Below are 20,686 nucleotides of genomic sequence, written 5' to 3'. Positions count from 1 at the left end.
AGCCTAAGCTAAGCGTTGTGGCAGCTCACAAGACCGGAACCTCGGAAGCATCATCGACGTCGGACGGCGACAGCACTTCGGCGCACGACGCGGCAATCGACACGCTCGCACTCTCGTCGGTGGCCCAGGACTACCTCAAGGTCATCTGGACTATCCAGGAGTGGTCCCACGAGCGGGTTTCCACCAAGCTCCTGTCCGAGAAAATGAGCGTCTCGGCCTCGACGGTCTCCGAGGCGATCCGCAAACTCTCGGACCAAGGCCTGGTCGATCACGCCCGCTACGGATCCATCGCCCTGACCGACAGCGGCCGCGCCGCCGCCGTCTCCATGGTCCGGCGCCACCGGTTGATCGAGACCTATCTGGTTCAGGAACTCGGATACGGCTGGGACGAAGTCCACGACGAGGCCGAAGTCCTCGAACACGCCGTTTCCGATCTGATGATCTCTCGGATGGACGCCAAACTGGGCTTCCCCGAACGTGACCCGCACGGTGATCCCATTCCCGCCACCGACGGTTCGGTGCCGACACCCCCGGCCCGCCAGCTCAGCGACTTCGCCAACGGTGAGCGGGGCCGCGTTGCCCGGATCTCCGATTCCGATCCCGAAATGCTCCGGTACTTCGATTCCGTCGGCGTCAGTCTCGATGTCGAGATCACCGTCGAGGAGCGCCGCGATTTCGCCGGGACAGTGTCCGTTCGACTCGGCGACAGCCCCAACACCATCGACTTGGGAAGTCCAGTCGCTCAAGCAATTTGGCTCGTCTAGCCGAGGTAGTCAAAGCGGCAGTCGGTATCGGCGTTCCACGGGCCGGACGCCGTCGGTCCGGGTCCAGTCGGCGAGCCTCTCGTCGACGTACACCCACCCTCGACGCTCGTACAGTGCGATCGCCGGCAGAGCGTCGTCGACGACGTCGAGCACCAGTTCCAACCGACTCTCGGCTGCGAAATCCGTCACGGCATCGAGTAGCGCATCGCTGAGGCCGTTTCCACGTGAGCCAGGATGAACGAACAATCGCGACACGGCTATCGATCCCGCGGTTGTGGGCGCACCTGCGACCTCGCTGTCGACGGCCACATGGCCGACAACACGACCGTCGCTCTCACCGACCCACGCCTTCACCACCGTGGGCGAACTGAGCCAGCGGTGCGGGTTCTGCGGCCACGTGTTCGGATATCCGTCGCACTCGTGGACCTGTGCCAGCGCATCGACGCAACCGTCGAGTTCGCCGTCGACACGCTCGCGGACGATCACCCGCGAAGCGTCGCCGGTCGCACGACCATCACCGAACTGGCGCGTCGACCCTTCTCCTGCAGAAGCGCAATCGTGTGACCGGTGGGATCGATCGCCGCACAGATCCCCTTCATCCCGATCGGCTCGAGCCAGCGCCCCTGGCTGATCGCCTCGGCTTCCTCCGCCGTGATCTGCCGATGCGGAAAAGCCGTCTGCGCGGCCTGATCGATGTCGAGGCTCACACCCGGCTGATCCGCGAGATCTTCGAGCGTGCGCGCATGTTCGAGAGTGAACGGCCCGACGCGGGTGCGGCGCAATGCCGTCAAATGACCGCCGACGCCCAATTCACGACCGAGGTCGCGGGCAAGCGAGCGGATGTACGTACCGGACGAGCACTCCACGTCGACGTCCAGATCGACGAAGCCACCCGGGACATCTCGCCGAGCCAGAACCTCGAAAGTCGACACCGTTACCGGACGCGGCGCCAGCTCGACGGTTTCTCCCGCACGCACCAGAGCATGTGCGCGCTGACCGTCCACCTTGATAGCGCTCACGCTCGCCGGGATCTGCTTGATGTCTCCGGTCAGCGTGGCCACGATCGCCGCGATCTCCGCGTCCGTCACTTGCGATGCGTCTGTGGAAGTCAGGACCTCACCCTCGGCGTCGTCCGTGTCCGTCGCTGCACCGAGGCGAATGGTCGCCGAATACGCCTTGGTGGTCAGCGCCAGGAGTCCGAGCAACTTGGTCGCACGCTCCACACCGAGAACAAGGACGCCGGTCGCCATGGGATCCAGCGTCCCGGCATGTCCCACTTTGCGGGTGTTCAACAACTTGCGGCACCGAGCGACCACGTCGTGGCTGGTGATACCCGCCTCTTTGTCGACAATCAGAATTCCGGCGCCGACAAGACCGGAGGAAGGCTTTTCACGAGCTGACACGTGTGCCGATTCTGCCAGTCGCGCTCACTGCACCGAAATTGCCGTCAGGATGAGCCCGTCCGACACCAACCACCTGCCGTCGAAAGAAGTGAGCGGCGGACCGGACGTCGCCTCACCGGGGACCAGCAGACGCGAGTTGAAAGTGCCGGACGTTTCCGACTCCGCCTCGAACGTGATGTGGGCGTCCTCGAAACCCAACCAGCGCCCGGTGAGCGGAAACCACGCCTTGTACGTGGCTTCCTTCGCGCAGAAGAGCACTCGATCCCAGTGCACCGGACCGCCGGTTTCCTGAGTGTCCAACCACGTTCGTTCCGCCTCGATGCTGACCGCGGGCAATACCCCGTCCGGCAGCGGGCCGTGCGGTTCGGCGTCGATACCGAGTGAGCGGACCTGCATGGAGTACGCCAGGACAGCGCCGCGGTAGCCGTCGCAATGGGCGAGGCTCCCGACCACTCCCTGCGGCCAGAGTGGGGCACCACGCTCGCCGCGCATGACAGCGGCAGACGGAACACCGAGCTTGCCCATCGCCTGACGCGCAAGGTGCCGGGTAGTCACGAACTCACGACGACGCTTCTCGACCGCGCGGCCGATCAACGCCTCCTCACTGGGGTGCGGAACCAGACCGGGCGGATCCACGAAGGCCTCGGCCGTCGCAACTCCACCGGGAAGAATCTGTTCGATCACGTAGCGATACCTCTCAGCGTCCGGCGCGCATGCGCTCGACTTCGGCTTCCTGCTCCGGCGTGACCTTGAAGTGGCCACCCCACTTGTTGAGCGTTCCCGGCGGGTACTCCGGAACGGGAAGAATCTGACGCAACAACTTCTCCGGCAGTCCACGCCGACGCCACTCGCGCGGGTATCCGAGTGAGACTTCCTCGAAGCGGACGCCGTCGTAGTACGTGGTTCGAGGAATGTGCAGGTGCCCGTACACCGAGCACACCGCGTTGTACTTCACATGCCAGTCGGCGGTCGCGGTGGTTCCGCACCACAACGCGAACTCCGGATACATGAGCACGTCCGTCGGCTGCCGGACCATCGGGAAATGGTTCACGAGAACGGTTTTTGTGCCTTCAGGGAGCGCGTCCAACCGTGCCTGGGTGTATTCGATTCTCGCCCGGCACCACGCGTCGCGCGTTGCATACGGCTGCGGCGAGAGCAGGAACTCGTCGGTGGCGACGACGTTCTTGTCCCGCGCGATCTCGAGCCCGTGTTCCTTGTCTCGCGCGCCTTCCGGCAGGAAGGAGTAGTCGTAGAGAAGGAACATCGGGACGACCGTGACCGGGCCCTCGACTCCCTCCCACACCGGGAACGGGTCCTCGGGCGTGATGACGTCGAGTTCGCGGCACATGTTGACCAGGTACTCGTACCGCGGCGCTCCGTGAATCTGAACCGGATCCTTGGCGGTCGTCCACAGTTCGTGGTTGCCAGGAATCCAGATGACCTTTGCGAATCGGCTGCGAAGGAGCTTCAACGCCCACCGAATGTCGTCAGTTTTCTCGGAAACATCTCCGGCGAGAATGAGCCAGTCGTCAGGCGAATCCGGGAACAGTTCCTCCGTCATCGGCTTGTTGCCGTTGTGACCGACATGAATGTCGCTCACCGCCATCAACTTTGCTGCCACGATCCCTCTGCTTCCTCAGTTGAACTTCCGCGCCTCGCCGTCGCCGGACCTGTCACTGCCCACTTGCCGGAAAACGCTCGCCACGACACCGCGACCATCCGAAGTACTACGAACACGGTAAGCCCTGCCCAAATTCCGGCCAGACCCCAGTCGTAGGCGAGGGAGAGCCAGATCGCGGGCAGAAACCCGAGAACTGCGCAGAGCATGGTCGCGTTGCGCAGAAACACCACGTCCCCGGCGCCGAGTAGAACACCGTCGAGTGCGAAGACGATTCCCGCCACCGGCATGATCGCGACGAAGAACCACCATGCGATCGACATCTGACCGAGCACCTCGGCGTCGGACGTGAAGAGTCCGGGGATCACGGAGTGGCCGGCGGCGAAGAAGATCGCGAGCACCACGGCAAATACCGTCGACCAAGCGGTGATCCGCCAGGTCATCCTTTTCGCCGCGGCTGCGAATCCACCGCCGAGCGCCGCTCCGATCAGCGTCTGAGCTGCGATCGCCAAGGAATCGAGAAGGAGCGAAACCAGGTTCCACAGTTGGAGGACGACTTGGTGCGCACCGACTACAGCCGCACCGAACCTCGACGCCACTGCAGCCGCGGAAACGAAACACGCTTGGAATGCGAGGCTGCGCAGAATCAGGTCACGGCCCATCAGCATCTGCGCCCGCATGATCGCAAAATGTGGTCGAGCCGAAACCGGTTCACGAAAGAGCGCCCAGGCGAACAGCACACCCGAAATACTCTGGCCCACCAGATTCGCAACAGCTGATCCTTCGAGTTCCAGACGCGGAGCACCGAGCAAGCCGTGCACCAGAATCGGACACAACACCGCCGAAATACCCAGGCCGACAAGGACGAACCGCAGCGGTCGCACCGTGTTCTGAACCCCGCGCATCCAGCCGTTGCCGGCCAGGGCCACCAGGATGAGTGGAACACCCAACACCGCTATCCGGAGCCAACTTTCCGCAGCCGCGGCGATGTCGGGAGTCCCGGCCACCGCCGAAGTCAGCGGGCCGGCGATCACCTGCACGATCACGACCAAGGCCAGGCCGATCGCGGCCGCCAGCCAGGTCGCCTGAACACCCTCACCCACCGCGTCGCGCTCGCGGCCCGCCCCGTGAAGCCGTGCGGCCCGCGCCGTGGTGCCGTACGACAAGAAGGTCAGCTGCGTACTCACCAACGACAGGATCAGACCACCGACTGCCAATCCGGCCAGCGGAAGCGCCCCGAGTCGGCCGACCACGGCGATGTCGAACAACAGATAGAGGGGTTCGGCCGCCAGTACCCCGAGCGCCGGAAACGCCAGGGAAAAGATTCGACGCCCAGTGACGTCGAAATCAGCTGCCGAAGATCCCGCCGAGGTGGCGTCAGATTCGCTCAATGCCGCGGATTCAGCCGAGTGCCGCGACGAGCGCGGCAACAATCTCGTCGCTGGAAGTGGTCGACGTATATCCGGCCGACAGCCGGTGCCCGCCGCCACCAAGACTTTCAGCGACCGCCGACACGTCGATCGCCGACTTTGCACGCAACGAGATCGACCAGCTTCCGGAAACCGACTCTTTGAGTACGGCGGCAACTTCGGCTTCCGAAGTGGTCCGCACGATATCGACGACGCTCTCGATCTCCTCGGAGCGAAGATCGCCGATGTCACTGCGTCGGATCACCGCGTACACCAGCCCACGGCCGTCCGCAGCTTCCGGAACCAGCACCGCGGACCCGAGTACAGCGCCCAGCATCGGCAACCACCCGAACGGATGGGTGTCGAGCAGCTTTCGCGCAATCGCGTCGCCGTCGATGCCGGTCGCCAGCAAACGCGCGGCGAGCACGTGCGGAAGCGGACCTCCCCACCGGAAGGAGCCGGTGTCGGTGACCAGTCCGGCATAGAGACAGTGCGCGATATCGCGATCGATCGCGACTCCCCACGCATCGAAGAATCGTGCGATGAGTGCCGTCGTCGAGGCCGCGGTTTCGTCGACGACGTTGATGCTTCCGAATTCGGAATTGGAGCGATGGTGATCAAGGACGATCGTGCGATTCGCGCCGGCGAGTCGACTCGACAACTCACCGAGACGGCCCTCGCTGCCGACATCCACCGTCACCAGTACATCGACACTTTCCCGAACATCAGTGGGCGCCACGAGCAAGTGGAGACCGGGGAAATCGCGCATCGACTCGGGCAGCGCCGACGGCCGACTGAACGCGACCTGCACCGAAATGCCCCGACGCTCGAGAACGAGACCGAGCGCAAGTCCGCTGCCGATCGTGTCCGCATCCGGCTGCACATGGCAGAGAATTGTCACCGTGTGTGCCGATTCGAGAACCTCGGCCACCTGAGCGAACTTCGCCTCGCAGGGGTCGACGTCCGAAAGTGCGGTGATCGTCATTCTCGGTGCGCGTCAGTCGGCTTCACGAACATCTGGCGACGCCTCGTCTTCGTCCGAAGCCACTCGCGGCTCCTTGTACGGATCTGCATCTCCGGCCGGCTGTGCATTCTCACGCGCCTTGGCGACCTCGTCGTCGGCGGCCTTGGCACGGGCCAGCAGTTCTTCCATATGACGCGCGGTGTCGGGAACGGTATCGGCGACAAACGTCAGAGTCGGTGTGAAGCGAACTCCGGTTCCGGCACCGACCTTCGAGCGCAGAACACCCTTGGCCTTCTCGAGACCTGCGGCGGCGGCTTCCACATCGGGTGCGGAATCGACCTTCTCGCCCATGACTGTGTAGTACACCGTCGCGTCGTGCAGATCGTTGGTGACCTTGGTGTCCGTGATGGTCACGAATGCGAGTCGCGGATCCTTGATCTCGTGATCGATCGCGGTCGCGACGATGGTTCCGATACGCTTTGCCAACTTGCGTGCCCGGGCTGGATCTACCATGACTGTCAGTCTCCTCTACCTGGCCACTCGAATCGAGGTGACTCGATCGATCAAAGTTCTGGTTAACAAGAATTATTACCGACAACAGTCTCGTCCATCGGCTACCCGGCAACCAAATCACCATCCACCCGCGCCTGCCGAACCCACAGCACAGACCGATCGCCCTTTTGTTGGTAACGTCCGGTCGATGACGCGATCAAGAATCACCGCATCGATAATTTCCGGAGGACTCGTTGCGACTGCACTACTTTGCTCGCCGGCAATCGCGTCGGCCGACCACAGCGAGTTCACACCGCTTCCATTGACATATTCGTTGGGAAGGAACAACACCCTTCCTTGTAGCGGACAACTCACGGGCTACGTCCAAACGCCGCACGACCGTCCAGGCATTGCAGTCGTTTCAGTCTCCTGGACTTCCTTTTTCGACAGCCCGTGTTCGATCACCGCCTACGTCAATTATTCGAACCGCGACACTCGCACCGGTGGAACGAGAGCAATCGACTTGACGCACATCTCTGACGGATCCGGTTCGCTGCGGGGTGAATCGAGCCGCCAGATATCCATTGAGGTCGGGGCGGGCAACGCGGGCCTCAATCTGACCAGCGAATCGCTCACATCAACCTTGATCGATCCGGGCGCGTCTACCGTGCGGTTCGTAGTTGCATGAAGTAGTGCGCCGCCTACGGGGAAGTCCTCGCCAAGGGCGCCCCGCGAATCACGCGCTTCCTCACCGGAGCCGAATCCCTTTCCGACGAACTCGATTCGTTACGGCGTCTGGAAGAGTGGCTAAGCGACACAGATCGGTGACGCTCAGTCTTCCGGGCCGAAAATTCGCCTTCGCACAGCCAGCAACTGAATCTCCGGACGCTCGGCGACCGCCCGCTCACAATGATCGAGAACGTCGTGCAGGTGATCGACGGACGAACTGACCACACCGACGCCCACGAGCGCACGACGCAGGCGTCCCTGCTCCCCCGCCTCCGCTGCACTCACACCGAATCGACGGAGTTCCGTCAGGATCGGCGACAGCATCGAACGCTTTTCCTTGAGTGAGTGGACATCGCCGAAAAGGATGTCGAACTCCAGTGCCCCTACAAACATTTTCCCCCTATACAGAGCCGAATGGACTCTCTCGGACTTGTATGTTCAAGTCCGAGAGAGTCCATGTCAGCTAGTACTCACGTGCGTCCGCCCCAACGCCCGTGTCGACATAATCAGTCGCGCGGCTTCTCGCGAAGCTCGTAGCACTCGAGAACGTCACCGATCTTGATATCGGAATAGGTGACGGTCAAACCACATTCGTAGCCTTCGCGAACCTCGGTAGCGTCTTCCTTCTCCCGCTTGAGCGAGGAGATGGTGACCGTCTCGGCGATGACCTTGCTGTCGCGGATGAGACGTGCCTTGGCGTTGCGACGGATGCTGCCTGAGGTGACCAAGCAACCGGCAATGTTGCCGATCTTGGACGAACGGAACATGGCGCGGATCTCTGCCTTGCCCAGCTCGACCTCTTCGTACACCGGCTTGAGCAGACCCTTGAGTGCCTTCTCGACCTCGTCGATGGCCTGGTAGATCACCGAGTAGTAGCGAATGTCGACGCCCTCGCGGTTCGCCAGCTCCGTTGCCTTGCCTTCGGCGCGGACGTTGAAGCCGATGATGATCGCGTTGGACGCAGCAGCCAGGTTGACGTTGGTCTCCGTGATGCCACCGACACCGCGGTCGATGACGCGCAACTGCACCTCGTCGTCGATCGGAATTCCGAGGAGAGCCTCTTCGAGGGCCTCCACGGTTCCCGAGTTGTCACCCTTGAGGATCAAGTTCAGCTGTGAATGTTCCTTCAGAGCTGCATCGAGATCGTCGAGGCTGATGCGCTTACGACTCTTCGCTGCAAGCGCGTTGCGCTTACGTGCGTTGCGACGGTCCGCGATCTGACGAGCGATACGGTCCTCGTCGACCACGAGCAGGTTGTCGCCTGCACCGGGGACCGACGTGAAGCCGATGACCTGGACCGGACGTGAAGGCAGTGCCTCGTGGACGTCCTGACCGTGCTCGTCCACCATGCGGCGGACGCGGCCGTAAGCATCGCCGGCAACGATCGAGTCGCCGACCCGCAGCGTTCCGCGCTGAATGAGCACGGTAGCGACGGGGCCGCGGCCACGGTCGAGGTGCGCCTCGATGGCAACACCCTGAGCGTCCATGTCCGGGTTGGCGCGCAGATCCAGGGAAGCGTCGGCCGTCAACAGCACTGCTTCGAGCAGTGCGTCGATGTTGAGACCCTGCTTCGCCGAGATGTCGACGAACATGGTGTCTCCGCCGTATTCCTCGGCCACCAGTCCGTACTCGGTGAGCTGCTGCCGGATCTTGTCCGGGTTCGCGCCTTCCTTGTCGATCTTGTTCACCGCGACCACGATCGGCACGTCGGCCGCCTGGGCGTGGTTGATCGCTTCCACCGTCTGCGGCATGACGCCGTCGTCGGCTGCGACAACAAGGATCGCGAGGTCGGTGGCCTTGGCACCACGAGCACGCATGGCCGTGAAGGCCTCGTGACCCGGGGTGTCGATGAACGTCACGAGACGCTCGTTGCCCTCGAGCTCGGTCAGCACCTGGTAGGCACCGATGTGCTGCGTGATGCCGCCGGCTTCGCCCTCACGGACATTCGCCTTACGGATCACGTCGAGCAGACGGGTCTTACCGTGGTCGACGTGGCCCATGACGGTGACCACAGGCGGACGGGACTCGAGGTCCTCTTCTCCGCCGGCGTCCTCGCCGTAGGTGAGGTCGAAGCTGTCGAGCAGCTCGCGATCCTCGTCCTCCGGGCTGACGACCTGCACGACGTAGTTCATTTCGCCGCCGAGCAGCTCCAGCGTCTCGTCGTTGACCGACTGAGTTGCCGTGACCATCTCACCGAGGTTGAACAACGCCTGCACGAGTGCTGCGGGGTTCGCATCGATCTTGTCCGCGAAGTCCGACAGAGATGCGCCGCGAGCGAGACGGATGGTCTCGCCGTTGCCGCGTGGCAGCCTGACGCCGCCGACTGCGGGAGCCTGCATGCTTTCGTACTCGGCGCGCTTCGCCCGCTTCGACTTACGTCCACGGCGAACTGCTCCGCCGGGACGACCGAATGCACCTGCCGCTGCGCCGCGCTGACCGGGACGGCCACCGCCGCCGGGACGACCGCGGAATCCACCGGCCGGAGCTGCTCCACCGGGAGCACCTGCACCGGCACCGGCGCCGGGAGCGCCGCCACCGCGGTATCCACCGCCGCCGCCACCCGGACGACCACCGGGAGCGCCACCGGGACGACCCGGACGTCCGCCGCCACCGGGCGCGGGACGAGCGGAACGAGCAGGCATTGCACCCGGGTTCGGGCGAGGAGGCATGGAGCCGGGGCTGGGACGGGGTCCGCCCTGACCTGCAGGCGGACGGGGTCCACCCTGACCGGGAGCCGGACGGGGACCGCCCTGACCCGGAGCCGGACGAGGTCCACCCTGACCGGGAGCCGGACGGGGACCGCCCTGACCCGGAGCCGGACGAGAACCGCCCTGACCTGCGCCCGGACGCGGTGCGCCGGGAGCCGGACGAGGTGCCGGACGCTCGGCGGGTGCCGAGGAGTACGGGTTGTTACCGACGCGAGGTGCCTTCGGTCCCGGACGCGGTCCGCCGGGCTTTGCGCCAGTGGACGGTGCGGCCGGAGCCGCGGGGGCTGCCGGTGCCGACGCTGCGGGAGCAGCCGGAGCCGGACGTGCCGGCTGTGCTGGCTTCGGAGCGTTGAACGTCGGGGTGGGGACCGGCGCTGACGGTGCTGCCGGAGCAGCGGCTGCGGGAGCCGCGGGGGCTGCCGGGGCCGGAGCTGCGGGAGCAGCCGGTGCGGGTGCGGCCGGCTTGGGGCCGGGACGCGGTGCGCCAGGCTTTGCAGCCGACGGCGACGGTGCGCCGGGCTTTGCCGCGGGGCGAGCCGCCGGAGCGGCTGCGCCGGTCTCGGACTTGGTTTCTGCTCCGCCTGCCGACGGGAATGACTCCCGCAGACGACGGGCGACGGGCGCCTCCACTGTGGATGACGCAGACTTCACGAACTCGCCTTGCTCCTTGAGCGTTGCGAGTAGTTCCTTGCTGGTGACACCGAGTTCTTTAGCCAACTCGTGCACGCGGGCCTTGCCTGCCACTGCTCTCCTCACTGATGAGGTCGAGCAGGAGGCATCCCACAGATGTGGGTCCCGCACGACCTCGGGTTATCGCCGATGGACGTTCATCGTTGGTGCTTCACGGTGTGCTCATGAGTGCTTGTGCCTGTTCTTCTCGAGAGGTACTGCTTTTGTGTGAACTGCGTCGACCAGCTGGTCGACAGCGGACGTGTCCAGATTTCCGGACACTCGCAGTGCTCTGCTGAATGCTCGGCGCCGCTCTGCCAGGCTCAGACAACTCGGATCCAGGTGCAGCCATGCACCTCGACCGGGGAGTCTTCGCGATACGTCGGGGACGAGCGGGGAACCCTCCGGCCCCTGCTCACCAACCACGACCCTCAACAGATCGACAGCCGACCCTTGTTCCCTGCATCCCACACACGTTCTGACCGGCGAACCGGGTTTCACGCGCGCAGAATCCGAGGACTCACGTCGAACCATTGTCCACTCTACCGCCGAACCGTCTCGATCACTGCATTCCACTGTTATCCGTTGGACGTGGCGGGCCGGTCGGACGCGTCGCCAACGGGTGCCGCATCGCTACGAATGTCGATACGCCAACCCGTCAACCGCGCAGCCAGGCGGGCATTTTGACCCTCTTTTCCGATGGCCAACGAAAGCTGGAAATCGGGCACGATGACACGGGCCGCACGAGCCTCGGGATCGACGACAGTGACGGAGACCACTTTCGACGGGGAAAGTGCGTTGCCCACAAACGTCGCGGGATCTTCGTCGAAGTCGATGATGTCGATCTTCTCCCCCGCGAGTTCGCTCATGACGTTGCGGACGCGCTGACCCATCGGGCCGATGCATGCACCCTTTGCGTTGAGCCCCTGCACACGTGAGGCAACGGCGATCTTGGAACGATGTCCCGCTTCGCGCGCGACGTTGATGATCTCGACGCTGCCGTCCGCGATCTCTGGAACCTCGAGTGCGAACAACTTGCGAACCAGGTTCGGGTGGGTCCGCGAGAGGGTGATCTGTGGGCCGCGGGCTCCGCGAGCAACCCCGACGACGTAGCACTTGATGCGCTCACCGTGCTCGTAGTTCTCGCCGGGAACCTGTTCTGCAGGCGGCAACAATCCTTCGGCGCCATTGGATTCGCTGCCGATTCGGACGACGACCATTCCGCGGGAATTCGCACGCGTGTCACGCTGAATGACACCGCCGACGATTTCACCCTCATGGGTGGAGAACTCACCGAAACTGCGCTCGTGCTCGGCGTCGCGCAGACGCTGCAGGATGACCTGGCGTGCGGTGGTCGCCGCGATGCGTCCGAATCCCTCGGGAGTGTCATCCCACTCCTCACCGATCATGTTGCCGTCGGCATCGGTGTCGTGCGCCATCACTCGCACCGAACCGGTCTTGATGTTGACATCGATCCGAGCGTTCTGCTTGTGCCCCTCGGTGTGGCGGTACGCCGTCAGCAGTGCGGTCTGGATCGTGGCGATCACAGTTTCGATCGAGACACCTTTTTCGGCTTCGATCGCTCGCAACGCTGCAATGTCGATATTCACTTGTCGAACCCTTCTTCGTTTCCTACGTCTTCTAATTCTGCTTCGTCGTCTTCGACACTGTCCACGCCCGAGTCCTCGGTGAGGTCAACCGCATCGGAGGGAACTGCGCGCCCCTCCGGGATGCCGCCCGCGAGTTCCAACTCCGCCTCACTGGGCTTCGAGAACTCCACCTGAACTACAGCCTTCTGAACGTCGCCCAGTGCAATCTCGCGCACGGTCAGTCCGCCTCGGCCACCGATGACAACTGCCACGGAATCGTCGTTCAACGTTCCGATACGGCCCACCACGGTCTCGCCGGCCAGATCGATTCGCGCTTTACGTCCGCGAGCCCGACGCCAGTGACGATCGAGCGTCAGTGGGCGATCGATTCCCGGAGAGGTCACCTCGAGGGTGTACGGCGTTTTACCGATTTCCTCGAGGGCGTCGAAAAGTTCCGAAACGAGTCTGCTGATCTCCGCGGCGGCATCGAGCTCGATCCCGGCATCGCTGTCGACCATGATGCGCACCGCGCTGTGCTTGCCCGCACTGGTCACGACAACGTCTTCGACGTCGTAACCCTGGGCGTGCACGAGTTCGGAGATCAGCTCGATCACCCTCTCCCTGGATGGCACCGGCATCTCGCGAACTCCTCATTTCAGTTGTCGTCGATTGTCCGACTTGTGTCGACTGTCGACGTGGGCGGCTGCGAGCATGAAAAGACACCAGGTGCCACATGCTGCAAGCATCCAAGAGTACCGCCCATTGCGCGTCTCCGTGACCAGAGTGCCCGACGCACGTCACACTTGAACACGTGCCGCGGATTCGAACGATCGGCCGACCACCTGGCACGATGGACTGGTGCTGACGCCCATGACTACTACCCCACTCTCCCGGCGGAGTGCGCTCAAGATGACGGGAACAGCAGCGTTGGGCGCTGCTGCCTTCTCGTTGTCCGCCTGCACCGACAACGGCACAGCGGAGGCGGCTGCAGAAGTCGACCAGCTGACGGCCCAGGCCGATCGAGCCCGCTCCGACGCGGCAGCCGCAACCGCCGCCATCGCACTCGCACCGGACAAGTCGGCATCACTGACCACGATCAGCGCCGAACGCACAGCGCATGCAATCGAACTCGACGCCGAGATTGCGCGAGCAGCGGGCAGCGGCGCCGCTACGACCACAGCGCCCCCGTCGACCTCGGTCGCAAACGCTCCTACGGGCGTCGAAACCTTGAGTACCTCGCTGGCCGATTCGGCGCGCAGTGCCGCGGATCTCGCTCGGACGATGTCCGGCTATCGCGCGGGCCTGCTCGGTTCGATCAGCGCGTCGTGCTCGACTCAGGTTGCGGTGTTGCTTCCGTGATCACTTCGCACACCCGTCGATCCGAGAGTTCTGCCTTGCTGACCGCAATCGAATCAGAGAATGCCGCGATCTTCGCTTACGGAGTGGTTGCCGCGTTTTCGAATCCTGCCCGTGTCAACGAGGTTGCCACGCACACAGCAGCGCACCGCGCACGACGTGATGCGCTGGTTGCCCTGTCGACCGACGCGGGCGTGACCCCGCCGACAGCCGCGGCAGCGTACGAGATCCCGTTTCCGGTGACGGACGCCGTTACCGCGGCACAGCTGGCAGCACAGATCGAATCCGACACCGCCGTGACCTACAGGGCATTCGTCGAACAGGTCGACACCGACCAACTCCGCACGTTCGGAATCGACGGCCTGACCGATGCGGCAATCCGCGGCGCCGGATGGCGGTCCGCGCTGGGAACCGCTCCGGCCACCTCAGCGTTCCCGGGGGACCCGGCTTCGTAACTGCTGTGCGCCTTTATTAACCGCCGGCGGTTAATAAAGGCGCACAGCGGCTCAGCTCTTGCGATGCGAGGGCACGAACCACGCCGCGACCACGGCCACCAACACGAAGCAACCGCCGACGCGCAGTGCAGGTGTCAGCGCATCTCCGTAACCGAGGGGCGTGAGGGCACCGCCGGCGGCAAGGAAAACTGCAGTGAGAACCGCGATTCCCAGTGCAACACCGATCTCACGAAGCGTCGAGTTGGTCGAACTGGCCGTTCCGTGATCAGGCTCGTCCATGTCGACGAGTACCGCCGTCGAGCTCGGCGCGAAGGTCAGGCCCATACCGATTCCCGCCATCAGTAGAGCCGGAACCAGCGACCCGTACGTCACGTCGGGACCGATCAACGCTGCCAACCAGAACAATGCTCCGGCCTGGAGCAACAGACCGGTCAGCAGAAGCGAACGGAGCCCGACCTTCGGCGCCAGAAAACCGGCGAGAGGCGCGAAGATCATCGGCGCTGCCGTCCACGGAAGCGTCCGCAGGCCTGCTTGGAACGGGCTGTAGCCCATCACGATCTGGAGGTACTGCGAGAGCAGGAACACCGCCCCGAAGATTCCGATCGAGAAGGTCAAGCCGATGACGTTCGCCATCGAGAAGCTGCGTGAGCGGAACAGACGTAGGGGCATGACCGGATGCGAGGTCTTCATCTCGCGAAAAACGAACAGTGCCAACGCGACTGCGGAACCGACCAACGACGCAACTACTCCAAGCGATCCCCAGCCCTCGTCGTTGCCGTGAACGATCCCCCACACCGCCAGGAACACACCGAGTCCGGCGAGTGCGACACCGGGAAGGTCGAGAGGCTGTGTGCGACCGGTCGATTCACGCAACGCATACAACGCGAGAGGAACAGCGACGATCGCAACCGGCACGTTGATCCAGAAGATCCCCTGCCACGAGAACCCGTCGACTACCGCTCCACCGACCACGGGACCCATCGCGATCCCCAGGCCGGAGACGCCACCCCACACGCCGATTGCCATGGCACGCTTGGCTTCCGGTACCGCTGCCACGAGGAGAGTGAGTGAGAGCGGCATGATCGCGGCAGCGCCGGCGCCCTGAAAGGCTCGGGCCGCGATGAGCAGGCTTGGTGTCGTCGACAACGCCGAAGCAATCGACGCCGCCGTGAACAGCCCGATCCCGAACACGAACATCTTGCGGCGCCCCCACCGATCGCCGAGCGTCGTCGCCGAAAGCATCAGCGTCGCAAAGCAGAGCGTGTACGCATTCATGAACCACTGAAGTTGCCCGACGGACGCATTCAGCTCCTTCTCGATCACCGGCAGCGCGCTCGTCATCACGAGGTTGTCGAGGGTGGCCATGAACATGGGCAGAGAGGCAGCAACCATCGCTATCGCGATCGGAACCTTACGTCCTCCACTGCTTTCCGACCCGGATGCGGCGTCCGATCCGGACTTCGTCAAAACGGTCATCGTGATTCCTCGAGTGAAGGTGCCTTAAGGCATCGAATGATTACTTAGGTCGAAACTAAGCTATCCGGTGATAACGTGTCAACATGTCGATCGGTGCAGCTGAACCACGTACCCGCAGGATGAGCGCACCGGAACGTCGCGCGTTGGTCCTTGCCGCGGCAACGCGAGCTTTCGCAAAGGGTGGATACTCGGGGACCAGTACGGACGCCGTCGCCAAGGAAGCCGGTGTCTCGCAGCCCTACGTCGTGCGTATGTTCGGAACCAAGGCAGATTTGTTCCACGCAGTGTTCACGCGCGCGCTCGACGAAATCGTCCGCACCTTCAACGACAAATTGGATACGGTCACGATCGATCCGAGCAATCCGCAGTTCTGGGCCGAACTCGGATCCGCCTACGGCGAGCTGGTTCTCGACCGAGATCTACTGCTTGTCATGTTGCACGGCTTCGCCACCAGCACCGATGATGTCGCCGCCGTCTCCCGGAACGCCATGTCCGGCATCTACACCTTGCTGCGCGAGCGCACCGGTTGCACACCCGAGCAAGCGCGTTTGTTCATCGCGAACGGGATGCTGATCAACAATCTGCTCGCAATGATGGCGCCCGAACACGCCGAAGAAGATCCAGCCCTCGGCGAGCTCTGGGGCAGCGTCTTCAGCGACTCGACTGCGATCACGCTCACCGGCGACGAATCCTCGAGCGAAACCGACACCGATTCCTGACCGGTCACTGGGAAAAACTACACACATGTGACTGAGGACACCCTACAGTCGATCCGACATGTCTCCGGGAAACCCAGACGAAAAGGACCGACGTTGGATCTCGCACAACGCCTCGACGCGCTCGAACAGATCGAGGAAATCAAGAAGCTCAAGCACGGCTACTGGCGAGCATGTGATGCCAAGGATCCAGTTGGGTTCCGCAACAGCTTCATCCGTTCCGGAGCGTCGATCGACTACGGCCGCCTCGGCGCCTTCGACGACGCGGGGCCGATGGCGGACATCTTCGAGAAGATCGCTCTTCGCAAGGTCGACGGCCGGTACGCGGTCCTCGACATGCATCACGGATTGCATCCCGACATCACACTGACCTCGGAGACGTCGGCGGTGGGACGATGGGCTCTGCAGTTCCGCCAGATCGACACCGTCGGGCGCACCGAGAAGTTGATGACCGGCGAATACGACGACAAGTACGTGATCGAGGACGGTATGTGGAAAATGAGTCAATGCCATTTCACGGAGACGTGGTCGATCACCACTCCCCTTTCCCCGGACGCTGACATCGTCGAGGGTTCGTTGGGTGGGCCGCGATGACGACGAACGGAAAAGTTGCGCTCGTAACCGGTGCCAGCCGGAGCGTCGGCAAGGGCATTGCCCTCGCGCTGGGAAGCGACGGATGGACGGTGTACGTGACGGCCCGAGGAACCGTCGGCGACGACGGCCCACTCGATCGCACCGCAGCCGAGATCACCGAGCGCGGTGGTCACGGCATTGCCGTGCAGTGCGATCACGCCGACGATCAACAGATCGTCGACCTGTTTGCACGCATCGCCGAGGAACAGTCAGGCCGCCTCGATCTTCTGGTCAACAACGTCTGGGCAAACCCGGCGGGTTATGCAGGCTTCGCCGATCCGTTCTGGAAGAGGCCGATCGACGATTGGGATTCGCTGATCGGAATCGGACTGCGCGCCCACTACGTTGCTTCGGTGGAAGCGGCGAAGTTGATGGTTCCCCGGGGCAGTGGAGTGATCGGCAACATCTCGTCGTTCGGCACCCGCGGGTACCTGCACTCTGTGCTGTACGGGATGTCGAAGGCAGGTTTGGACAAGATGGCCGCGGACATGGCTGTCGAATTGAAGGGGACCGGCGTCACCGCACTTTCCTTCTGGCTCGGGTTGATCCGCAACGAGCGGATGGAGGCGAGTGGGATCGAGAGCTTCGAAGGCTTCTCACTGGCCGAGGCCGAAACCCCGGAATTCGTCGGCCAAGTCATCACTGCATTGGCCAACGATCCAGAAGTGAACGCGCGCAGCGGTCACACACTGATCACCGCCGAGACGGCCGTCGAGTACGGAATCACCGACGCCAACGGGAAACAACCGGCGTCACACCGCAGTGCCTTCGGTGGCGGCCCGCTTTTCTGATTCATCAGTAGCAGTGGTCGCGTCGCGTGCCGGCACAGCACGCGGCGCTGCCACTCGCGCCTTCAGGGCAAGCCAGGCACACCCGATGACGACGACACCGCCGGCCACGATCGAGGGTGACAACGTCTCACCGAGTATCAGCGCCGACCAGGCAATGCTGAGCACCGGTTGAACCAACTGTGTTTGGCTCACAGTGGAAATGGGACCGATCGCCAGACCCCGGTACCAAGGAAAGAACCCGAGAAACATACTCACGCATCCCAGGTAGGCAAACGAAAGCCACGAATTCACATCGGCAGAGACCGGGGCCTGGGCCATGGACGCCACCGTCAACGCAATCGTGACCGGCAGTCCGAGAATCAATGCCCAGGCAATCGTCTGCCACGACCCGATCTCGCGGGCCAGCAACGCACCTTCCGAATATGCCAGCGCTGCACACACCACCGCGGCGAACAGAAGAAGATCAGCGAGATGAAACGAGCCGAGTCCGCCGTTTGCAATCGCCACGAACCCTACGACCGATACCGCGCCGGCGGCGCTTGCCCACCAGAATCCCTTACTGGGACGCTCTTTTCCTCGGACGACCGCAAATACCGCGGTCGCAGCGGGAAGTAGCCCGATCACGACTGCCGCGTGACTCGCCGGCGATGTCTGCAACGCAAACGTGGTGAACAGTGAAAACCCCAGTACCGCACCAACAGTCACGAGTGCGATGCGCAACCACTGCCGAAGCGTCGGAAGCGTCGCGCGAGTAACCGACAGCATCACAATCGCAAGGGCCCCGGCAACGACGGCGCGGCCCGCACCGACGAACAGGGGGTCGAGATCCGCGACGGCGACCCTCGTGAGCGGAACGGTGAACGAGAACGCCAGCACACCGAGCAAGCCCCACCACAAACCGGATCGAGACGATGGCATCGGTAGCGGTTCCTGCGGCGCGACGATAGCGCTACTCTTCATACTCATGTTTTACGATAGCAGTAGCACGCCAACCAGCGAAACTGGTATTTCAGGTGCGCACCCGTGTGCAGGAGATAGAAATTGCTCCGAGCAGTCCGACGAGCGCGAAAGCGTAGAAGCCCCACGGCACGGCGTAACCCGCACCCAGGAGGACTCCGCCCAGGATCGGGCCACAGATCGCACCGACCCGGCCGACACCTGCCGACCATCCGAGCGCGGTCGCGCGAATCTGAGGTGGGTGATTGGCGCTCGTGAAGGCGTAGACCAGTACCTGCGCGCTGAATACGAAGCATCCGGCGAGGAAGACCATCACGTAGATTCCGAACGACACCTTCACACTCAGAAGCGCCAGGAACAGTGCAGCTCCGGCGAACCACACGATGGCTGCAGTCCGCGGGCCGATCTTGTTCGCGACGCCCCCGGCGATCAACAGCCCGACGACGGCGCCGGCATTGAGGATCAGAAGGAACGTCAACGACGCCCCGAGGTTGTAACCGGCCTCACGCATGATCGTCGGAAGCCATGTGTTCAATCCGTAGACGAGCAGCAAGCCCATGAAACTGGTGATCCAGATGGCGATGCTGTTGCGCAAGAACTTCGAAGAGAACAGTGCGCGAACGGGATTGGCGGCTTCGGCGCGCTCAACTTCGGACGTGGGCGCAATCTCGAGTTCGACTCCGTAACGGGCAGCGATTTCCTCGGCTTCGGCACGCTTTCCGTGAGCGAGAAGGTACGACGGGGATTCCGGCAGATACCGCAACATGAGTGGAATCAGGGCGACGGCAGGAAGTGCGCCCACAACGAACATCGCTCGCCAACCGAAAGGTTCGATCACGACGAGCGCCAGCGCTGCGGTGGCAACGGCGCCGACGTGGTAGCCGGTCATCAGCATGGTCGACGCAGATCCACCGCCTTGTTTCTTCGAGAATTCGTTGACCAGAGCCAATGCCGTCGGTAGGGCGCCACCCAGCCCCACACCGGCAAGGAAGCGCAGCAGCCCGAAGATGAACGGATTGGGCGCAATTGCGCACAACAGAGTCAGAATCGAGAATGCGGCAACGGCGTACAGCAGCGCGCGGCGTCGACCGATGACGTCAGTGAGAGTGCCGATGACGAGGGCGCCGATGGTCATGCCGATGAGCCCGAAGGTCGAGATCATCGTAATCGTGCCGGTACTCAAACCCCACGCGTCGTAGTCGAGAAGCGAAGGAATGACCGCGCCGAGTACGACCAGGTCGAATCCGTCCAGAAGCACAGCGATCCAACACAACGGTGCTACCCACATTGCGGCACGCGCCCCAGGCGAACCGGTGATTGAACTCGACTGCGTATGTGCGGTCATCGGATCCTCGACATTCACTGCTTGTGGGCGTTCGCGACCGGTTGGGATCCAGTAGTTCGGATCGAAACGTGTTCGCATTGCGAACGCCTGTTCATAATGAGCACATCGATTGTGTACGGAGTCACAACGCCATGTCAAACGTCGCGGTAATCTCGAGGAATGGCACTCTCCGAAAATGAGCGTGAACAGTTCCTGGCCGAACCCCACATCGGGGCGCTGTCCGTGGCGGACGGCACCGAGCGCGGTCCGTTGACCGTCCCGATCTGGTACCTGTACTCACCCGGTGGCAAACCATGGATCCTCACGGGCAAGGATTCGCGAAAGGCACGACTCATCGAGTCGGCCGGGCATTTCTCGTTGATGGCCGAAAGGCTCGATCCGACAATCCGTTACGTCAGCGTCAGCGGATCCGTCGACAAGATCGTTCCGGGCACCGACGAGATGCTGGTCGAAGTCTCGCGGCGTTACCTGGCTCCGGACAAGGTCGACGGGTATCTCGAATTCGCGCGATCGCAGTTGGGCGAACAGGTAGCGATCTACATGAATCCGCAGCACTGGCTGTCTGCGGATCTCGGGGCGATCTGACAATTCTCAGAAAAGCGAAGGCTCGGC

22 protein-coding genes are annotated in these 20,686 nt (G+C 63.2%); 7 read left to right on the top strand and 15 right to left on the bottom strand.

Features of this window, described 5'->3' with window-relative positions; genetic code table 11:
• The first annotated feature begins 17 nt into the window (after window positions 1-17).
• Entirely contained in the window at window positions 18-764 is a 747-nt protein-coding gene (locus tag KTR60_RS12655) for a metal-dependent transcriptional regulator (protein WP_030535607.1), read from the top strand.
• Between the two features lie 9 nt (window positions 765-773).
• On the opposite strand, the gene KTR60_RS12650 is transcribed toward KTR60_RS12655, so the two are convergent.
• From KTR60_RS12650 to rimP, 12 genes are all read right to left on the bottom strand, one after another.
• Window positions 774-1,250 (bottom strand): GNAT family N-acetyltransferase, encoded by a 477-nt coding sequence (locus KTR60_RS12650; RefSeq protein ID WP_065352396.1) that lies wholly within the window; start codon window positions 1,248-1,250, stop codon window positions 774-776.
• Window positions 1,247-2,167: a tRNA pseudouridine(55) synthase TruB gene (gene truB / locus KTR60_RS12645; RefSeq protein WP_030535609.1), complete on the bottom strand. Its 921-nt coding sequence runs from the start codon at window positions 2,165-2,167 to the stop codon at window positions 1,247-1,249. Before truB ends, KTR60_RS12650 begins: the two co-directional genes overlap by 4 nt.
• Before the next feature lie 24 nt (window positions 2,168-2,191).
• Entirely contained in the window at window positions 2,192-2,851 is a 660-nt protein-coding gene (locus KTR60_RS12640) for a 4'-phosphopantetheinyl transferase family protein (RefSeq protein WP_003942126.1), read from the bottom strand.
• 13 nt (window positions 2,852-2,864) lie between these two features.
• The gene (locus KTR60_RS12635) at window positions 2,865-3,788 is read right to left on the bottom strand and encodes a metallophosphoesterase family protein (RefSeq protein ID WP_030535610.1); all 924 of its coding nucleotides are present in this window, start codon (window positions 3,786-3,788) and stop codon (window positions 2,865-2,867) included.
• Window positions 3,773-5,176, bottom strand: a complete 1,404-nt coding sequence (locus KTR60_RS12630) for an MATE family efflux transporter (protein WP_051720815.1) — start codon at window positions 5,174-5,176, stop codon at window positions 3,773-3,775. Before KTR60_RS12630 ends, KTR60_RS12635 begins: the two co-directional genes overlap by 16 nt.
• 10 nt (window positions 5,177-5,186) lie before the next feature.
• Entirely contained in the window at window positions 5,187-6,179 is a 993-nt protein-coding gene (locus KTR60_RS12625) for a DHH family phosphoesterase (protein WP_030535612.1), read from the bottom strand.
• A gap of 12 nt (window positions 6,180-6,191) precedes the next feature.
• Complete coding sequence (rbfA, locus tag KTR60_RS12620; protein WP_003942248.1) at window positions 6,192-6,671, bottom strand: 30S ribosome-binding factor RbfA; 480 nt, start codon at window positions 6,669-6,671, stop codon at window positions 6,192-6,194.
• Window positions 6,672-7,481: 810 nt separating this feature from the next.
• Complete coding sequence (locus KTR60_RS12615; RefSeq protein WP_003942205.1) at window positions 7,482-7,772, bottom strand: DUF503 domain-containing protein; 291 nt, start codon at window positions 7,770-7,772, stop codon at window positions 7,482-7,484.
• 113 nt (window positions 7,773-7,885) lie between these two features.
• The gene (infB, locus tag KTR60_RS12610) at window positions 7,886-10,831 is read right to left on the bottom strand and encodes a translation initiation factor IF-2 (protein ID WP_030535614.1); all 2,946 of its coding nucleotides are present in this window, start codon (window positions 10,829-10,831) and stop codon (window positions 7,886-7,888) included.
• 108 nt (window positions 10,832-10,939) lie between these two features.
• Window positions 10,940-11,290, bottom strand: coding sequence for a YlxR family protein (locus KTR60_RS12605; RefSeq protein WP_019748063.1), 351 nt, complete (start codon window positions 11,288-11,290; stop codon window positions 10,940-10,942).
• A gap of 44 nt (window positions 11,291-11,334) precedes the next feature.
• Window positions 11,335-12,366 (bottom strand): transcription termination factor NusA, encoded by a 1,032-nt coding sequence (gene nusA, locus KTR60_RS12600; protein WP_003942738.1) that lies wholly within the window; start codon window positions 12,364-12,366, stop codon window positions 11,335-11,337.
• Entirely contained in the window at window positions 12,363-12,983 is a 621-nt protein-coding gene (gene rimP, locus KTR60_RS12595; protein WP_228402207.1) for a ribosome maturation factor RimP, read from the bottom strand. Before rimP ends, nusA begins: the two co-directional genes overlap by 4 nt.
• 271 nt (window positions 12,984-13,254) lie before the next feature.
• Here rimP and KTR60_RS12590 point away from each other — a divergent pair, with 271 nt between their 5' ends.
• A complete protein-coding gene (locus KTR60_RS12590) occupies window positions 13,255-13,704 on the top strand; it encodes a hypothetical protein (protein WP_058226296.1) in 450 nt (149 codons plus the stop codon).
• Window positions 13,701-14,156: a ferritin-like domain-containing protein gene (locus KTR60_RS12585; RefSeq protein WP_080726667.1), complete on the top strand. Its 456-nt coding sequence runs from the start codon at window positions 13,701-13,703 to the stop codon at window positions 14,154-14,156. The genes KTR60_RS12590 and KTR60_RS12585 overlap by 4 nt, the downstream gene beginning before the upstream one ends.
• 51 nt (window positions 14,157-14,207) lie before the next feature.
• Here KTR60_RS12585 and KTR60_RS12580 read toward each other — a convergent pair whose 3' ends face one another.
• The gene (locus KTR60_RS12580) at window positions 14,208-15,632 is read right to left on the bottom strand and encodes an MFS transporter (protein ID WP_073512272.1); all 1,425 of its coding nucleotides are present in this window, start codon (window positions 15,630-15,632) and stop codon (window positions 14,208-14,210) included.
• A gap of 83 nt (window positions 15,633-15,715) precedes the next feature.
• Between KTR60_RS12580 and KTR60_RS12575 the strand changes: the two genes are divergently transcribed.
• From KTR60_RS12575 to KTR60_RS12565, 3 genes are all read left to right on the top strand, one after another.
• Window positions 15,716-16,351 carry a TetR/AcrR family transcriptional regulator gene (locus KTR60_RS12575; RefSeq protein WP_003942694.1) on the top strand — a complete coding sequence of 212 codons (636 nt, stop codon included), beginning with the start codon at window positions 15,716-15,718 and terminating at the stop codon, window positions 16,349-16,351.
• Between the two features lie 93 nt (window positions 16,352-16,444).
• Window positions 16,445-16,942 carry a nuclear transport factor 2 family protein gene (locus KTR60_RS12570; RefSeq protein WP_073512273.1) on the top strand — a complete coding sequence of 166 codons (498 nt, stop codon included), beginning with the start codon at window positions 16,445-16,447 and terminating at the stop codon, window positions 16,940-16,942.
• The gene (locus KTR60_RS12565; protein ID WP_003942723.1) at window positions 16,939-17,772 is read left to right on the top strand and encodes an SDR family NAD(P)-dependent oxidoreductase; all 834 of its coding nucleotides are present in this window, start codon (window positions 16,939-16,941) and stop codon (window positions 17,770-17,772) included. The genes KTR60_RS12570 and KTR60_RS12565 overlap by 4 nt, the downstream gene beginning before the upstream one ends.
• Here KTR60_RS12565 and KTR60_RS12560 read toward each other — a convergent pair.
• Window positions 17,734-18,690, bottom strand: coding sequence for a DMT family transporter (locus KTR60_RS12560; RefSeq protein WP_007735024.1), 957 nt, complete (start codon window positions 18,688-18,690; stop codon window positions 17,734-17,736). The two genes, KTR60_RS12565 and KTR60_RS12560, sit on opposite strands and share 39 nt — an antisense overlap.
• Before the next feature lie 91 nt (window positions 18,691-18,781).
• Window positions 18,782-20,074: an MFS transporter gene (locus KTR60_RS12555; RefSeq protein WP_042450882.1), complete on the bottom strand. Its 1,293-nt coding sequence runs from the start codon at window positions 20,072-20,074 to the stop codon at window positions 18,782-18,784.
• A gap of 159 nt (window positions 20,075-20,233) precedes the next feature.
• On the opposite strand from KTR60_RS12555, the gene KTR60_RS12550 reads away from it, so the two are divergent.
• A complete protein-coding gene (locus KTR60_RS12550; RefSeq protein ID WP_003942732.1) occupies window positions 20,234-20,659 on the top strand; it encodes a pyridoxamine 5'-phosphate oxidase family protein in 426 nt (141 codons plus the stop codon).
• Window positions 20,660-20,686 lie beyond the last annotated feature (27 nt).

This window comes from Rhodococcus sp. C1, from assembly GCF_020809065.1.
Lineage (GTDB): Bacteria > Actinomycetota > Actinomycetes > Mycobacteriales > Mycobacteriaceae > Rhodococcus_F > Rhodococcus_F qingshengii.
This window is presented reverse-complemented; position numbering and strand designations above follow the sequence as displayed.

What these genes read in the sequence shown, in the direction of transcription:
- rbfA (WP_003942248.1), bottom strand. Translation starts at nt 6,671, where the DNA reads ATGGTAGATCCAGCCCGGGCACGCAAGTTGGCAAAGCGTATCGGAACC.
- KTR60_RS12555 (WP_042450882.1), bottom strand. Translation starts at nt 20,074, where the DNA reads ATGACCGCACATACGCAGTCGAGTTCAATCACCGGTTCGCCTGGGGCG.
- KTR60_RS12590 (WP_058226296.1), top strand. Translation starts at nt 13,255, where the DNA reads ATGACGGGAACAGCAGCGTTGGGCGCTGCTGCCTTCTCGTTGTCCGCC.
- KTR60_RS12565 (WP_003942723.1), top strand. Translation starts at nt 16,939, where the DNA reads ATGACGACGAACGGAAAAGTTGCGCTCGTAACCGGTGCCAGCCGGAGC.
- rimP (WP_228402207.1), bottom strand. Translation starts at nt 12,983, where the DNA reads ATGCCGGTGCCATCCAGGGAGAGGGTGATCGAGCTGATCTCCGAACTC.
- KTR60_RS12575 (WP_003942694.1), top strand. Translation starts at nt 15,716, where the DNA reads ATGTCGATCGGTGCAGCTGAACCACGTACCCGCAGGATGAGCGCACCG.
- KTR60_RS12625 (WP_030535612.1), bottom strand. Translation starts at nt 6,179, where the DNA reads ATGACGATCACCGCACTTTCGGACGTCGACCCCTGCGAGGCGAAGTTC.
- KTR60_RS12580 (WP_073512272.1), bottom strand. Translation starts at nt 15,632, where the DNA reads ATGACCGTTTTGACGAAGTCCGGATCGGACGCCGCATCCGGGTCGGAA.
- KTR60_RS12560 (WP_007735024.1), bottom strand. Translation starts at nt 18,690, where the DNA reads ATGCCATCGTCTCGATCCGGTTTGTGGTGGGGCTTGCTCGGTGTGCTG.
- KTR60_RS12550 (WP_003942732.1), top strand. Translation starts at nt 20,234, where the DNA reads ATGGCACTCTCCGAAAATGAGCGTGAACAGTTCCTGGCCGAACCCCAC.
- KTR60_RS12605 (WP_019748063.1), bottom strand. Translation starts at nt 11,290, where the DNA reads ATGGTTCGACGTGAGTCCTCGGATTCTGCGCGCGTGAAACCCGGTTCG.
- KTR60_RS12615 (WP_003942205.1), bottom strand. Translation starts at nt 7,772, where the DNA reads ATGTTTGTAGGGGCACTGGAGTTCGACATCCTTTTCGGCGATGTCCAC.